General features: G+C 63.6%; 12 protein-coding genes and 1 other RNA gene. 8 read left to right on the forward strand and 5 right to left on the reverse strand.

Going from position 1 to position 15,602, the window contains the following annotated elements; genetic code table 11:
• The first annotated feature begins 93 nt into the window (after positions 1 to 93).
• Positions 94 to 1,479 (forward strand): chromosomal replication initiator protein DnaA, encoded by a 1,386-nt coding sequence (gene dnaA, locus IPN47_18750; GenBank protein ID MBK9410042.1) that lies wholly within the window; start codon positions 94 to 96, stop codon positions 1,477 to 1,479.
• Between the two features lie 188 nt (positions 1,480 to 1,667).
• The gene (gene dnaN, locus IPN47_18755) at positions 1,668 to 2,774 is read left to right on the forward strand and encodes a DNA polymerase III subunit beta (GenBank protein ID MBK9410043.1); all 1,107 of its coding nucleotides are present in this window, start codon (positions 1,668 to 1,670) and stop codon (positions 2,772 to 2,774) included.
• A gap of 934 nt (positions 2,775 to 3,708) precedes the next feature.
• Here the strand turns inward: dnaN and rnpB are convergent.
• Positions 3,709 to 4,085, reverse strand: an RNA gene (rnpB, locus tag IPN47_18760) — RNase P RNA component class A.
• Between the two features lie 343 nt (positions 4,086 to 4,428).
• Here rnpB and IPN47_18765 point away from each other — a divergent pair.
• The gene (locus tag IPN47_18765) at positions 4,429 to 5,259 is read left to right on the forward strand and encodes a helix-turn-helix domain-containing protein (protein ID MBK9410044.1); all 831 of its coding nucleotides are present in this window, start codon (positions 4,429 to 4,431) and stop codon (positions 5,257 to 5,259) included.
• On the opposite strand, the gene pyrE is transcribed toward IPN47_18765, so the two are convergent.
• Entirely contained in the window at positions 5,212 to 5,778 is a 567-nt protein-coding gene (gene pyrE, locus IPN47_18770; protein ID MBK9410045.1) for an orotate phosphoribosyltransferase, read from the reverse strand. The genes IPN47_18765 and pyrE overlap by 48 nt on opposite strands.
• 8 nt (positions 5,779 to 5,786) lie before the next feature.
• Positions 5,787 to 6,830 (reverse strand): serine/threonine protein kinase, encoded by a 1,044-nt coding sequence (locus IPN47_18775; GenBank protein MBK9410046.1) that lies wholly within the window; start codon positions 6,828 to 6,830, stop codon positions 5,787 to 5,789.
• 117 nt (positions 6,831 to 6,947) lie between these two features.
• Here IPN47_18775 and IPN47_18780 point away from each other — a divergent pair, with 117 nt between their 5' ends.
• The 5 genes from IPN47_18780 to IPN47_18800 all read left to right on the forward strand — a co-directional run bounded on the left by IPN47_18780 (position 6,948) and on the right by IPN47_18800 (position 12,759).
• Positions 6,948 to 8,216 (forward strand): GWxTD domain-containing protein, encoded by a 1,269-nt coding sequence (locus IPN47_18780; GenBank protein MBK9410047.1) that lies wholly within the window; start codon positions 6,948 to 6,950, stop codon positions 8,214 to 8,216.
• 161 nt (positions 8,217 to 8,377) lie between these two features.
• Positions 8,378 to 8,578 carry a cold-shock protein gene (locus tag IPN47_18785; protein MBK9410048.1) on the forward strand — a complete coding sequence of 67 codons (201 nt, stop codon included), beginning with the start codon at positions 8,378 to 8,380 and terminating at the stop codon, positions 8,576 to 8,578.
• A 211-nt stretch (positions 8,579 to 8,789) separates the two neighbouring features.
• The gene (gene polA / locus IPN47_18790) at positions 8,790 to 11,723 is read left to right on the forward strand and encodes a DNA polymerase I (GenBank protein ID MBK9410049.1); all 2,934 of its coding nucleotides are present in this window, start codon (positions 8,790 to 8,792) and stop codon (positions 11,721 to 11,723) included.
• A 223-nt stretch (positions 11,724 to 11,946) separates the two neighbouring features.
• Positions 11,947 to 12,330, forward strand: coding sequence for a prepilin-type N-terminal cleavage/methylation domain-containing protein (locus IPN47_18795; protein MBK9410050.1), 384 nt, complete (start codon positions 11,947 to 11,949; stop codon positions 12,328 to 12,330).
• Positions 12,331 to 12,354: 24 nt separating this feature from the next.
• Complete coding sequence (locus IPN47_18800; protein ID MBK9410051.1) at positions 12,355 to 12,759, forward strand: hypothetical protein; 405 nt, start codon at positions 12,355 to 12,357, stop codon at positions 12,757 to 12,759.
• On the opposite strand, the gene IPN47_18805 is transcribed toward IPN47_18800, so the two are convergent.
• Both IPN47_18805 and IPN47_18810 read right to left on the reverse strand, forming a co-directional pair.
• The gene (locus tag IPN47_18805) at positions 12,760 to 14,115 is read right to left on the reverse strand and encodes a 1-acyl-sn-glycerol-3-phosphate acyltransferase (protein MBK9410052.1); all 1,356 of its coding nucleotides are present in this window, start codon (positions 14,113 to 14,115) and stop codon (positions 12,760 to 12,762) included.
• A 17-nt stretch (positions 14,116 to 14,132) separates the two neighbouring features.
• Complete coding sequence (locus IPN47_18810; GenBank protein MBK9410053.1) at positions 14,133 to 15,527, reverse strand: MFS transporter; 1,395 nt, start codon at positions 15,525 to 15,527, stop codon at positions 14,133 to 14,135.
• Positions 15,528 to 15,602: the final 75 nt, after the last annotated feature.

Raw genomic sequence — 15,602 nt, forward strand, 5'->3', positions numbered from 1 at the left:
TGTCAACGGGTTAGCTGTTGCTCGCATTCGCGAGGAATTGACTTTTCCACACACCGTGCCTACGTTCGCCCGCCCTGCCTTTTCCACACACAAATGGACCTCTCGGCGCACGACGCCTGGCAGCGACTGCTCGAATATGTGAAACGAGACATGCCGGAACAGATGTTCCGTACATGGCTCGAACCGGCTGTGCCTATTGAAGTTACGAGCAATCAACTCGTGGTGCGTGTCGCCGACCAGTTCGCCGCTGATTGGAACGAATCCAAATTCGGGGACCTCATCGACTCCTGCGCTCCTATGGCTTTGGGGCACCCCTGTCATGTCGTTTTTCGCGCCGACGAGGAGCGACAGCAGCGACCGCAGATGGACTTGTTCTCCCAAACAGGTCCGGCAGCACCCAAGGGGTCGAGCGCACAAAACAGAACTCACACCCCCCCGGTTCTCTCAGCTCGCTACACGTTCGATCAGTTCGTCATCGGCAAATCCAACGAAGTTGCAGCTGCTGCCGCGCTTGCCGTCTCGCAGGCACCTGGTCGAGTCTACAATCCGCTCTTTATCTACGGCGCAACAGGGGTCGGGAAGACTCACCTCATGCAGGCCGTCGCGCATGAACTTCTGCAGCGAAATCCGACGCTGCGAGTTCTCAACATGGGCGCGGAACAGTTTACCAACGAGTACATCAACGCCATTCAGACTCGTGCCACCAACGAGTTTCGCCGGCGTTTCCGCGAGTGTGATCTCCTGTTGATCGATGACGTGCACTTCCTGAAGGGAAAGGAAGCCACGCAAGAAGAGTTTTTCCACACCTTCAACACTCTGTACGAGAACGGACGTCAGATCATCATGACGTCCGATCGCCCTCCTTCCGAAATCCCAGGTATTGAGGCGCGACTGGTCACGAGATTTCAGTGGGGAATGGTCGCGGACATCGAGCTTCCTGATTTGGAGCTCCGTATCGCAATCCTCCGCAAGAAATCGGAAGTAGATCAGCTCCAACAGACCATCCCGGATGAGGTCATTCGGTTCCTCGCCGAGCATATCCGTTCCAGTGTACGGGAACTTGAAGGAGCCGTTATTCGCCTTCTTGCGTACTCTTCGCTACGACGACGAGACATCACGATTGCACTGGCGCAGGAAGCCCTGCGAGACAAGCTGAGACGTGATGACAATGGCAAGCTCAGTGAACTGGCTCCCATAACTCCGGAACGAATTCAGGAGATCATCGCATCCGAGTGGGGAGTGACTCCGGATGGGCTCAAGTCGAAGACCAGGACAAAGACACTCACTGTTCCACGCCAAGCAGCCATGTATCTCTGTCGAGAGCTACTCGGAATGCAGCTCGTCGAGATAGGCCAACGATTTGGCGGACGAGATCATTCGACAGTTATCCACAGCCTAGAACGAGCAGGCGAGCTCTCAGAGTCAGATTCAACATTCCAAGCTCGAATTGCACAGGCACGCCGCCGTCTAACGTCATAATCACCGCTCCCGCACATTTCATACAGCGACACTCCACATTTCTAGTCGCTGCCCAAGTGCCAATAAATCAACCACTTGCCCCCTTTTCCCAATTCTTCAACACAGTATACTAGCTCTACTGCTTTCTTCTTCTTTTACAAACCTAGATACAACACCTAAAGTCCTCCGACACGAGGCCAGACACCCCAATGCGTCTTACCATCAGTCGTGAGAAGCTCCAGGAAGCTCTCACAGCTGTCGCTGCAGCGGTTCCAACGAAGACGACACTGCCAGTGCTTGGGAATATTCTTCTCGAGACGACTGATAAGGGTCTGCGTCTGTCTGGGACTGATCTGGATATTGGGGTAAGCACCGAAGTTCTAGCTGATGTGGAGTCTCCAGGTGCTATCACGGTTCCAGCGAAAAAACTGACAGAAATCGTTCGTGAGCTGCCTCCCGCGCCGGTGAAGCTGTCAGCAGCTGGAGAACAACGAATCACGCTTGAATGTGGACGTTCTCGTTTCAAGCTTCTCGGACTTCCTCGAGATGAGTTTCCCGCGTTTCCTGGGGTTGATTTCAGCAAAGCATGGCGCGTGCGATCAGGTGATCTTCAAAAACTGATTTCGCATACTGCGTTTGCTGTCTCGACAGAAGAAAGTCGCCCAATCTTGAACGGAGTGCTGTGGGAAGTTCGGGAGAAGGAGACACGAATGGTGGCGACAAATGGCCACCGTCTCGCGAAGATGGAGATTCCCTATACTGGGACGCTAACTGGTGATTTCATCATCCCGCCAAAGGCTCTCGAACAAGTCCGTCGTTTGTTTCCTTCGGACGAGGAGCTCGAAGTGGCGCGCGGAGAGAATCATCTTGCGTTTCGGTCGCCGTTTACCTCGGTCTTCACTCGACTGATCGAAGGGCCGTATCCGAACTACGATCAAGTCATTCCGCGTGACAACAACCGCGTTGCGATGATCGACAAGTCGGCACTGCAAAGTGCGCTGAAACGCATGGCAGTCGTTGCATCTGATCAGACGCATCGGGTGAAACTGTCGTTCAATTCAGCGTTGCTGAAGTTTTCGGTAGCGACTCCGGACCTGGGTGAAGGACAAGACGAACTTCCGATCCGCTATGATGGAGATCCCATCGATATCGGGTTCAACGGGATGTATCTGCTGGAGATTCTGCGCTACATGCCGACAGAAGAGATTCGGTTCACCTTCAAGGAGCCGGAGCGCGCGGCCACACTGGAACCGGAAAACTGGCAGGAACATGGCAAGTACCTCTGCTTGGTGATGCCATTGCGCCTGGTCGACTGATCAAGAGCGAGGTCGGTAGTCGGTCACGACGCGCTGTTGCACCCGTTGCGTACGAAGGCTGTTCTCGAAGCGTAGATCGAGTTGGAGCACAACCTGCGCATGCACGGGAAGGGACCGCTGAAGTCGTTCACGTACCAGAAATGCCTCCCCTTTGATCTGACCGGTCAATCGCATTGGGAGCGTGCGGGTGGAGTCAGCGGCGACCGCACCACGGATCTCGTATCGAATGGTGTCAGCGACACCTGATGAGGGTTCGTAGGTCGCAGAATTGATCTCGACGACGTTGTGAATGATCGTACCGGCCTGACATGAGGAATACACCAGGGAGTCACGTGCTGCACGTGGCTCCTTGGTTGTTTGCAGGGCCAGACGAAGCGCCAATGCCGGCAGAAGTGGTGAAGCAAGTGTTGCAACTGACGAGCATTCACCTGCTACGGAGTCGGGTACGATTCGCGGGGTGGAAGCTGATTGGCGCACCACGTGCGCAATGGGACGCTTGAATCGAGCTGCCACTTCCGGGGCCATATCACGTCCTCGGACCACGATGTAGCCGAGTCAGATCGGAGCGACACGCTGGCGAGGCCACCGGCGGAAAGGGCGAGGATCGCGTGCAGGGCTTCGCGATATTCGATACTGTCACGGACAACATCACCGGTCGAGGCAGTCTCTGTTGTCGTGACCTGTGAGATCACGTCGTACGTGGAGGCATCGGGACTCAATGCCGATGGCCGGAACGTCGGTGCGGTGGAAGGCAGTGTCGGTTCAGTCGGCGCCGGCGGTGGGGCCGGAACTGCAACTCGTGGTGCAGTGGTGCAGCTGGCGACGACTAGGATCGCGATGATCAGGGGGACCCCCCCGGAAACACGGAAGCGGTCGACGAGCCGCCGATGAAATCGACGTGTTCGTTCGACCGCCCGAGCAGGGGGAGGTGTCAGGTGCATGCTGGCCTGTAAGCCGGGTTCTGTCGGATCAAAGATCCGGATGATCATTCCTCTCGGCGTGATGTCGCCATCACGCTCCAGCAGCCAACCCGCGGCGTCTTGGTCGAGAAGGACTGTCTCTCGCCGCCTATTTGGCCTTGCTCCGACCGGGGTTTACCGTGCCGCCATCGTTACCGATGACGCGGTGGGCTCTTACCCCACCTTTTCACCCTTACCAGTACCGAAATACTGGCGGTTTGTTTTCTGTGGCACTTTCCGTCACGGTAGAAACACCGTGCCCAGGTGTTACCTGGCAGTTTGTCCAAGGAGCCCGGACTTTCCTCGGCAGAAGACAGTTGCCCGTCTCTGACGCGATCATCCGGCCAGCATGTACCTGACGCTGGGAATATAAGGGGTAGGTCTCACGTGACGGGCGGACCAAAATCACCCCGTTCTGCTGGCGCGTGCCGGAACCAGAGGTGACGGATGCGTGACGGGTCGCGTGTAGGCTTGCGTCCGACATCAACGGACGACACGCGATGACTGGGGAATGGCATGGGGCATCCTTGGGTGCCGGAACGGAAGGAGGGCTTCCGCGTGGCGACATCACGCGTGTCACGACGATGCTGACCCCCGATGAGCGAATGCGGGTTGATGCCGTCGGGATGGGGTTGATCCAGGCGTATCACCGGGAAACAGTCGACGATCTCCGACGCGATCTGCGAAACGAGCGTGTGCGCGCCCTCATTCTGTCGACGGCCATGGCGCAGCGCACGAGTGTCTCGAGCATGGCGCGCATGGTGCGCGAGTTTCCGCGCGTTCCAACCGTGGCCATCCTCTCGCAGTTCGATCGCGCGACCGTACGCACCGTGCTCTCGCTCGGGCAATGTGGGATACGTACGCTCATCGATGTGCGGGAACCAACCGGATGGCGCGAGCTGCGGTCAGTTCTGCTCAGCGAGCGCACGTCGGACGTGCAACGCGTTGCCATGTCTCGTCTGGCGCTCGATCTCGCCAATGCGCCAGCAGGGGCGCGGCGCTTCTTCTCGCTGCTCTTTGATGCGGCGGCCAAGACCCCGACGATTCGTGGGTTCGCGCGAACGCTCGGGATCGTGCCGGGGACGCTCATGAGCCGGTTCTTTCGGGCGCAGCTTCCGCCACCCAAGCGGTTCCTGGCCTATGCCCGCCTCACCTGCGCGGCACGGCTGTTTGAGAATCCCGGCGTCTCGGTGTCGAGCGTGGCGGTGCAGCTCGACTACTCCTCACCGCAGAGCTTCAGCCGGCATGTGCGCGCGCTCCTGAACATGAGCGCGGTCGAGTTTCGTGTCCGCTACGATGGCGACGGCATGCTCGATTGCTTTCGGGAGCAACTCGTGCTGCGTCACCTCGCAGCGTGGCAACGGTTCGATCCGTTTGGCCGTTCGGCACGCACAATCGGCATCGAAAAATCGACCGGGAGGGCACGATCGCACGCGCCGGAGCGCACGGCGGTCGATCCCCGATCCGATGTGGCCGAGCTAGATCGACGGGAGGAGCGGAAGAATGTCGGCGGCTCGGGCGAGTGAGACGACCGTCAGGCCGGCGGCCTCGAGCGCTTCGCGCCCGCCTTCTTCACGATCGACCAGCGCGAGGACTCCGAGGATCTCCGCACCATGTGCGCGCAGGACCTCGACTGCCTTCAACGCGGAGCCACCGGTGGTGATGACATCCTCCACCACCACGACGCGATCTCCCTCGCGGTAGGGTCCCTCCACCTGGCGTCCGGCGCCGTGGGCCTTCGCTTCCTTGCGCACGGTGAAGGCGCGTAGCGGGCGAGGGGTGTTGGCGCTGGCATAGGCGATCGCGTACGCGATCGGGTCGGCGCCGAGTGTCAGCCCACCGATCGCATCGACCGTGTTGGCCCCAAAGACGCGTTGCACGGTAGCCAGGCCAAGGGCGCCGATGAGCGCGAGCCCTTCGGGGCTCATCGTCGTTAGGCGGGCGTCGATGTAGAGGTTGGACGTCCGCCCGGACGACAGGACGAAGTGTCCGCGTCGGGCCGAACGCTGCGCGAGTAGGGTGACGAGTTGTTGCTGCGTGTCCATGACTGAAGCTAGCGGCGGAACAGTCCCCGCATCTTCGAAAAGAGGCCGGACTCTTCCTGTTGCTCCGGGGCCGGAGCCGCAGCGAGGAGTGCGTCGTGCAGTTCCCGGGCAAAGACGAGGATGTCGGGGTAGCGATCGCCCGGTTGCCGGGAAAGCGCCTTCATGATGACCCCCTCGACACGCGAACCGAAATCGAGGTTCGCCCGTGCCTTGTTGAGGGAGATGGGAGGCTGGGAGAGGAGCTGCGTGAACATCTCGCGGGGGCTCTTGGCCAGGTACGGCAGGGCTCCCGTGAGCAGGAAGTAGGCGATGGTCGCGAGCGAATACTGGTCGGCCGCCGGGGTGACGAGTTCACCGGAGAGTGCCTCGGGGGCGACGTACATCAACGTGCCGACGAAGTAGCCGGCGCGCGTGAGGCGCTCATCCTGGCGCGTGTCCGTTGCGGCTGCGATTCCGAAGTCGAGGAGCTTGGTGGCCCCGGATACGGGATCGTACATCGCGTTGTCGGGTTTCAGATCGCGATGCACGATGCCGGAGTCATGGGCTGCCTTGACCGCTTCCCCGATGCTCAGGATGATGCGGGCGACCTCGTCGCGGGGGAGTGGGGCGTGCTCCTTGGCGTAGGACTCCAGAAGTTCGCCGGGGGCCCATTCGATGACGAGGTAGTGGTATCCGTCGGCTTCCCCTGTCTCGATCGTACGGATGACATTGGGGTGAATGACGCGCTTGCCGAACTCGGCTTCGCGGTTGAAACGCGCGACGGCGGTCTTCTCGTGCCGCAGCTTGTCGCGCAGCACTTTGAAGGCCACCTGGCCGTTGGTGGGATGCTCAGCGCGATAGACGACAGAAGTGCCGCCTTCTCCCACGAGAGCTTTGAGCGTGTAGCCGGCGAGCGATCGCCCGACAAGATTTTCCTTGGACACGGCGCCGAACCTAATGGTCCCCCAGTAGGGCAGCAAGCAATGCGCAACAATTCGCTGGACTGGTATCTTCCTCGCTCGCACGCCATGCACGCTTCCCTTGCACGCGTCCAGAACGCGGCTTCCCGCCATATGCGCACATTCTTCACCGCGCTCGCCGCCGTCGTGACCCTCGCTGCCTGTGCGTCGGGGAAGGGCGCGACTCCCGGAGGTCAGGCTCCGCAGCCCACAGCAGCCCCGGCGGCGGCTGTGTCGAATCGACGCATTCCGACGCAGCCGGATCCGATCACGCTGTACCGGCGACTCGGTCTGCTCGCCGAAGGGGGAGAGACCCCGTTTGTCGGGGCATTGGGCTTTCTCGCGGCAAAGAGCAACGACTCGACCGTCATGGTGTTGACGGTCTCCATGGCCAACCGATCGCTCCGCTTCGGGCGAGAGGGTGACCGGTACCGCGCGTCGTACAGCGTTGGCCTCGAGATCAAGCGCGGGACGACGGTCGTGCAGGACATCAATGCCAAGGAGAGTGTGCGAGTCCTGGCATTTCGGGAGACCCAGCGAACCGACGAGGCGGTGCTGTTTCGGCAGATCGTGACGCTCGCCCCTGGGATGTACGACGTACGTCTCACGGTCCGCGACGACTCGGTGTCACGCGGGAGCGCGATCGAGGCGACGATCGGGGTGCCGAAGTTCGTGGATGGGTCGGTGTCGTCGCCGATCACGTTCTACGAGGCGACGCCTCGTGAGACGCTGGATTCGCTCCCGCGCTTCGTGGCGACGCCACGGAGCACGGTGGTCTTCGGGCGCGACACGATCGTGCCGGTCTACGTGGAAGGATACGGGGCGGGGACGACCTTTCCGCTGCGTATCTCGGTGCGGGCCGAGGGTGCGAACGCGACGTTGTGGAGCGACTCGCTGTCGCTCCCACGCCGCGGCAACCTCTTCGCCGGGACCTTCAACGTCCCGGTGTCGCGCCTCGGCGTCGGTGTGATGTCGATCGGCGTGTCGCGCTTCGGCAGCCGCGACACGCTGCGGACGCCGTTGTTCGTCGCGTTTGGTGAAGACCTCCCGGTCGCGACGTTCAACGAGATGCTCGAGTACCTGCGCTACTTCGTTTCGGGACCGCGGCTGCAGGCCATGCGCGACGCCGCGCCGGATGCACGGGCCGCGCTGTGGGCGGCGTTCCTGCGCGAGACCGACCCGGTCCCGCAGACACCGCTGCACGAGGGGATGCGCGACTACTTCGCGCGCATTGCCCAGGCCAACGCGCGCTTCCGAGAAGAGGGAGCGGCGGGGTGGCTGACCGATCGCGGACGAGCGTTCGTTGCGCTCGGACCACCGGATCAGGTCATCGAACCCAACCTGAGCGACATGAACCAGCGCGGACGGTCGCAGATATGGGAGTACCGCCAGCACCGGTTACAGATCGTGTTCATCGACCAGACTGGCTTCGGGCGGTGGCGAATGACGATCAGTTCCGAGACGGAGTTCGAGGGTGTCGTCAGGCGCGTGCTACCCTAGTTGTGTCAACGAGTCCATACATGCGAAGGCCCTTATCCCTTTGATTCACATAGTCTTCTCTTGACATATCAGAATATCGGTCCTAAATAGGCCGGCGCAGGATTGCTGGAGGCTCCGGTCCAGCTCGCATGCGTTCCGATACCTGGTAGGAGGCAACTCGTATGGCCAAGGGGAAGGTGAAGTGGTTCAATGACGCCAAGGGTTTTGGCTTCATCGAGCAGGAGTCGGGAGAAGACGTCTTCGTGCACTTCTCTGCGATCCAGATGGACGGATTCAAGACTCTCGCTGAAGGGCAGGAAGTGGAGTTCGAGGTGGAGAGTGGGGCAAAGGGGCTGCACGCGAGCAGTGTGACCCGCGCCTGAGCGCGCCGCGCTCCCGAGTCACCACGCTGAGTCGTTATACCGCCTGCCCGCGTGTGGCAGGCGGTTTGGCTTTCGGTGGCACACGGCACGCGCGTCACGAGCTGCCGGGTGAGCGGGCGGTCTCTCCAGCGGCCGGGAATGGCGCTAGAGTTGTGCGAACGATCCCACGCGCTCTTCGCCGCGGATCCAGGACCTTCGCCCCCGCCCTCGCGTGCCCCCTGTCACCCCGCCACCGTCGCCGACGCTCTTTCTGGTCGACGGCTATGCGCTCATCTATCGCGCGTTCTTCGCCCTCCTCTCGCGTCCCCTGACCACGGCCCGAGGAGAGAACACCTCGGCGGCATGGGGAGTGGTGAACTTCCTCCAGCGTCTCGTGGCCAAACATCGCCCCGAGTACCTGGGGTGGGTGCACGATTCCGGGTTGTCGTTCCGGCACGAGGTCTACCCGGCGTACAAGGCGACGCGCGAGAAGCTGACCGATGAACTTCAGGCCGACTTCGACACCGGCGTGGAGCGGATCAAGGAGCTGCTGGAAGCCTTCCGCGTGCCGGTGCTCGCGGTGGAGGGCTTCGAGGCGGACGACGTCATCGGCACCTTGGCGTCACAGGGCGTGGCCCAGGGCGTCAACGTCGTGATCGTGTCGGGGGACAAGGACTTCCAGCAGCTGGTACGGCCCGGGGTCTGGCTCCTCAATCCGGGACGCGGCGGACCGGCATCGGTGGATGAGAGCTGGGTCGGAATGGAGAATGCCAGCGATCGACTGGGCGTCGCGCCGAAGTTCGTCACTGACTACCTGGCACTGGTCGGCGACACCTCGGACAACGTGCCCGGCGTTCCGGGGATCGGGGAAAAGACGGCGAAGGAACTCGTCGACGCGTATGGCGACCTGGAGGCGATCCTCGCGCATGCAGCAGAGGTCACGAAGAAGCGCCCGCGTGAGGCGCTGCTGGCGCACGTGGAGCAAGCGCGTCTCTCGAAAGACCTGGTGACGATCCGCGAGAGCGTGCCGATCACGCTCGACCTGGCCTCACTCGAGCGGCGCACTCCCGACGCGACCCGACTGCGGCAACTCTACAACGAGCTGGAGTTCACCTCGTTGCTGAAGGACGTCAAGGACGCGCCGGCTCCCGCGGTCGTCGCAGGCGAATCGCTGGCCGAGCACGCACCGGTCGCGGCCAGCGTGCACTACACGGTCGTCGACACCGAGGAGGCGTTAGGCGCCCTGGTGACGACGTTGCGTGCGGCCGGGCGCTTTGCCTTCGACACCGAAACGGTGGCCGATCCGGGGAGCCCGACCAAGGTCGATCCGTTGCGCTCGCGCCTGGTGTCGATCTCGATTGCCACGGGTGCGGGCGAGGCATTCTATCTCCCCTTCACCCATCGCATGTGGGAGCCGGAGCAGGGATCGCTCATCTTCGGAGGTGAGGGGGATGCGCCGGCAGCGGGAAACGCCAAGACGGCCGCGTCGACGTCGCGGGGGCCAGCGGGCGACAGCATCGCGGCGCGTGCGCTGGCGCATGGTGCCTCGCCCGTGCGCAACCTGCCGCCACTGCTGAGCGACGCGCTGCGCGACTTTCGCGCGCTCCTCGAGGATCCGACGATCGGGAAGATCGGCCAGAACTCGAAGTTCGACGTGCTGGTGCTGCGCACCGCTGGCGTGGCGGTCCGCGGGCTGACGTTCGACACGATGCTGGCGAGCTACGTCCTGGACCCGGGGCGCCGCTCGCATTCGCTCGACCTGCTGGCGTCGGAGTTCCTGGACCACACGATGACCTCGTATGAGGCGCTGTGCGGGAAGGGGAAGACCGAGCTTCCGTTCGACGTCGTCCCCATCGAGGCAGCGCGCGACTACTCGTGCGAGGACGCCGACATGACGTGGCGCCTGCAGGAGCACTTTGCCCCGCTGCTGGAGGCGGCGGGGATGACGGCACTCTTTCACGACATCGAGATGCCGCTCGTGGACGTGCTGGCCGAGATGGAATGGACCGGCGTGTCGATCGACGTGGCGTGGTTCCACTCGCTCAAGACGCGATTCGCGCGGGAGCGTGAACGGGTCGAGGAAGAGATCTTCGTCGAGGCGGGGGAGCGCTTCAACATCAACTCCAACCCCCAGCTGCGCGCGATCCTGTTCGAGAAGTTGCAGCTGCCGATCAAGAAGAAGACCGCCACCGGCCCCTCGACCGACGCCAGCGTGCTGCAGGAGCTGGCCGATGAGGGGCACACGCTGCCGACGTTGCTGATGGAGTATCGCGAGCTGGCCAAGCTCGAGTCGACCTACCTCGACACGCTGCCGGCGCTCATCCACCCGCGCGACGGGCGCCTGCACACCTCGTTCAACCAGACGGTGGCTGCAACGGGACGGTTGTCATCGAGCGATCCCAACCTGCAGAACATCCCGATCCGGCGCGAACTCGGGCGCGACATCCGGCGCGGCTTCGTCCCGCAGAAGGGGTGGAAGTTCGTCGGCGCCGACTACTCGCAGATCGAGCTGCGGTTGCTCGCCCACCTCTCGCACGATCCGGCGTTCGTGCAGGCCTTCCAGTCGGGGGGAGACATCCACCGGGAAACGGCGGCGATCATCTTCGGCGTGCCGCTGGCCGACGTGACCTCCGAAATGCGCGGTCGTGCCAAGACCATCAACTTTGCCACCATCTACGGGCAGGGTGCGCACGCCCTCTCACGCCAGCTCAAGATCTCGAACGCCGAGGCGAAGGAGTTCATCACGACCTACTTCGAGCGCTTTCGCGGAGTGCGGGAGTACCTGGATCGGATGGTGGAGACGGCCAAGACCAACGGCTACGTCGAGACCATCTTCCGCCGCCGTCGCTACATCCCCGAGCTCAAGGAGCGCAACTTCAACATTCGGGCGTTCGGCGAGCGTGTGGCGACCAACGCGCCCATTCAGGGATCGGCCGCCGACCTGATCAAGATCGCGATGATCGAGATCCAGCGCGCCCTCGATGCGGGAGCGCTCGAGGCGCGGATGCTCCTCCAGGTGCATGACGAACTGGTCTTCGAATGCCCGGAGCACGAGGTAGAGCCGCTCAGTGTGCTGGTGCGCACGAAGATGGAATCGGCCGCCCAGCTCGACGTCCCGCTGGTGGTGGAATTGGGCGTCGGGGACAACTGGCTGGACACCAAATAGTCGGGACGCGGCTCACCAGGCCGCCTTGCATCCTGCGCGATCTGAGGCGAATCGACGCGGTTCAGGAATTGTGCGTGACGTCACATGGGGTTGCTAAGTCTATACGCAACAACCCGTTGGTTTTGTGGGCGCCGAACGGCCCCGGCATTGCCTTTCCCCAAGGCAGTCCAGCCCCCACAGCCGCGGGGCTCCCGTTCGACAGCACGCCAGCCAAGGTGCGCACATGCGCCAGCGACGCAGTGGTTTCACTCTCATCGAGCTCCTGATCGTCGTCGTGATCATCGGGGTGCTCGCGGCCATCGCCGTCCCCAAGTTCCAGAACACCAAGGGCAAGGCGAACCTCGCGGCCCTCAAGTCGGACCTGCGCAACCTGGCCACGGCCGAGGAGGCGTACTTCTACCAGAACGGGACGTACACCTCGAATCTGGTGCAGCTGAACCTCCTCCCCTCGCCTGGGGTGAGCTTCACCTTCGGGAGTGTGACCGGGGGCGGATGGTCGGCCAAGGTGACGCACCCGCAGGCGTTCCCGATCGAATGCGCGCTCTTCATGGGCGGGGTCCCCGCGTACGCGCCGGCCATCGTCGAAGGGGTCATTAACTGCCAATAGGGTGACGCGTTATCGTTGGGCGTCATGACGGCGCCCCACGATGAACGCGACCGCACCGACCTCGACGCGCGATCCGACTCGCCGCTCGAGGGGGTGCTCGACGAATACACCCTGTACATCGAGTTCGAACGTCGTCGCGATGGGATGATCCACGCGATGGACGGTGGGCTCTGGTTGCATCGCCACGTCTGGAAGGGGCGCGCCATGGCCCATCTGGTGTCGACCGACCGCGAACGGCTGCTGGCCTACGGGCGCGCCGTCGGGCTCACCGAAGCACGACTCCAGTTCAAGCCGCTCAAGGACCCTCGCACCACAGAGCGTCGCGAGGCGTGGCACTGGGACCTTCTGGGGCGCTTCCTCCCGCCCAGGACGCCCTCCTCGACCCCTGACCCCGCCGCGACCGACGCGCCGCCACACGGGGACGCCTGATCAGCGCAGGGCGGCGTCCAGCCGGCGCGCCTCGGCCCGAAGGTCGCTCGCCTCGGCGCGCAACGACGCGCGCAAGGTGGGATCGCGGCGCATCGACAGGTAGGCTCGCGCCCGACGGATCGCGCGACGGATCCGATCGGAGAGCCAGAAGTCGAACGATGCCGACGGCGGCAGCGACGCCAGATATGCCACGGCCCAGATCGCCCCGTGGTGATGGCCGATGAACAGGGCGGCGAGCAGGTAGAATGCGAGGACGAAGACGAGACCGCTGACCAGCGTGTGCATCGCGGGCTCGTCCGGGTTGGTCGAGGTCGCGCGCCCCACCCACCGGGCGAGGGTGATCGGGATCCAGTGGTTGATGCGCCCCCAGAGCGCCACGGGAAAGCCGAGGATCGCGATCACGCATTCGCGAAGGGCAAACCAGGCGCCGGCCGCGACCGAGACCGACATCCACAGGTCGTTGATCGGGATGGCGGCCGTCCGGGTGCGGGATCGAAACGCGTCGAGGCGTGCGAGAAAGGCGTCGGCTTGCGACGCGGTCTCGTTCGGTGTTGACGGCAGTGCCTGGCGCGCCACTTCGAGGCGGCGGGCGATGCGAACGGCGTCGCTGAGCGGCGCGTCGGGGGCCTCGAGCGGTCGCACGCGGTCGAGCAGCTGGTTGAGCAGGGCCGAGACCTCGAGCACCTGCTCGGCGTCGTCGTGCGACGCGAAGTTGAGGGTGACGCGGCGCAGGGCGTCATCCACCTGGGTGGTGAGTGCTTGGACGCTTTCGGGGGAGACGTCATCGAGGCCATCGGCGATGACCGGCCGCCCGACCTGAATGGCGACGCGGGACCGTGGGCGTCCCTTGCGTTCGAAGGTGAGTCCGACCGGCACAATGGGGACATGTGCGAGCCCGCGCTCGGCATGCGCCATGAGGGCGAGGCGCGCGCACCCGGTCTTGAGCGGGGCGAGCTCGGGTTCGGAGTGGCTCTTGCCCTCGGGGAAGATCAGGACGACTTCACCGGCGGCGAGTGCGTCGAGGATGGCGGAGAACGACTGCGCATTGCGCGACTCGCTCACGGGGCCGTCGGTCGTCCGTTGCTCATCGCTCACGCGGCGCAGCGGAATGACGCCGACGGCGAAGACGAGGAGGCGCGTGACGGGATTGTCCAGCAGCGTCGCCTTGGCCGTCAGCCGCACATGGCGGGAGGTGGCGGTGGCGATGAGGAGCGCATCGACGAGCGCGTTCCAGTGGTTGGCGGCGATGATCACCGGCCCCGAGGCGGGGATGCGGTCCAACCCCTCGACTTCGATGCGCCGGTAGTACCACCGCACGGCGATGGTCGCGAGGACGCGCAGGATCTTGTAAAGCATGCGGCCGCTCGCGGAGCTCAGTGGCCGCCGTTGATGCGCACGAGGTCTCGCTCGGCGTCACGCGCCATCTGTCGTCCCTCCTCGACGTTCACGCGGGCGAGGATCGCCGCGCCCACGGCGAAGAAGATGATGACGCCGAGGATCGCGTTGCGGCTGCTGCCAGTGGTGGCGATGGTGATCGAGAAGAGGAGCGGGCCGAAGATCGAGGCAAACTTCTCGAAGACGGAGTAGAACCCGAAGAACTCGCCCGACTTGTGCGCCGGGATGAGGGAGGCGAAAAGGGAACGTGAGAGCGCCTGGGTGCCGCCCTGCACCATGCCGACGAGGAAGGCGAGGACGTAGAAGTCGCGCGCCGTCTTCATGTAGAAGCCGATCACGCTGATCGCGGTGTAGGCGAGCAGGCCGAGGAAGACCGAGCGCTTGGCCCCAATGCGATCGGCGAGCATCCCGAAGAGGAACGCGAACGGTATGCCGACGAACTGCACGATGAGGATCGCCACGGTGAGGGCACTCGAGGGGATCTTGAGCTCCGTGCCGTACGCCGTCGCCATGCGGATGATGGTCTGGATTCCGTCGTTGTAGATGAGGAAGGCCAGGAGCATCAGGAAGGCGTGCTTGAAGGTGCGCAGCTCGCGCACCGTCTCGCCCATGCGGCGGAACGGGGTGACGAACAGGTTGATCCCGGTGGTGGACTCGTCAGGCTCCACGGTGCGCGCCGGCTCCGCGACGCGACGGAGGATCGGAATGGAGAAGAGGAGCCACCAGACGGCGACCGAGACAAAGGCCAGGCGCGCCGGGAGCGTCTTCTGCTCGGGGGTGGCGGCGTCGCCGTGCGGGAGGCCGAATGCCTGCGGCGCGAGGATCCACGCGAGGTTGAGCGCGAGCAGGACGCCGCCGCCGACGTAGCCTAACGCGTAGCCGGCGCTCGACACGCGATCCATCTCCTCAGGGCGGCACAGGTGCGGGAGGAGCGCCTCGTAGAAGACGACGCTCGCCGTGGCCCCCACGGTGGCGATGATGTAGAGCCAGGAGGCGAGGACGTAGTCGCCGCGCTCGATGAAGTACATCCCGCCCACCGCCACGACGCCGATGAGCATGAAGATCGCCAGCATCCGCTTCTTGGCGGCGGCAACGTCGGAGATCGCGCCGAGGACGGGGGAGGCGATGGCGACGAGGATGGACGCAATCGTGTTGGCGTTGGCCCAAGCCTGCGTGGCGCGGCTGCCAGGGAGCGTGGCCGCGGCCACGCTCACGAAGTAGATCTGGAAGACGGCGACCTGTATGGTCGTCTGGAACGACGACACCGCCCAGTCGTACATCGCCCACGCTCGCAAGTCGGAGCGGTCAAGTCCAATGCGTGCGAGAAAGGACCGTGGTGCCGCGGGGGCACGGGCGGAGTCGTCAGGCGACATGGGCGGTTCGAGAGGGGCCGAACACCGGACGCGGCGTGGGTGTCTTGGTTGACGCAACTGACGCCGCGCACAGAT

This window comes from Gemmatimonadota bacterium (assembly GCA_016719105.1).
In the GTDB taxonomy this organism is placed as follows: domain Bacteria; phylum Gemmatimonadota; class Gemmatimonadetes; order Gemmatimonadales; family Gemmatimonadaceae; genus SCN-70-22.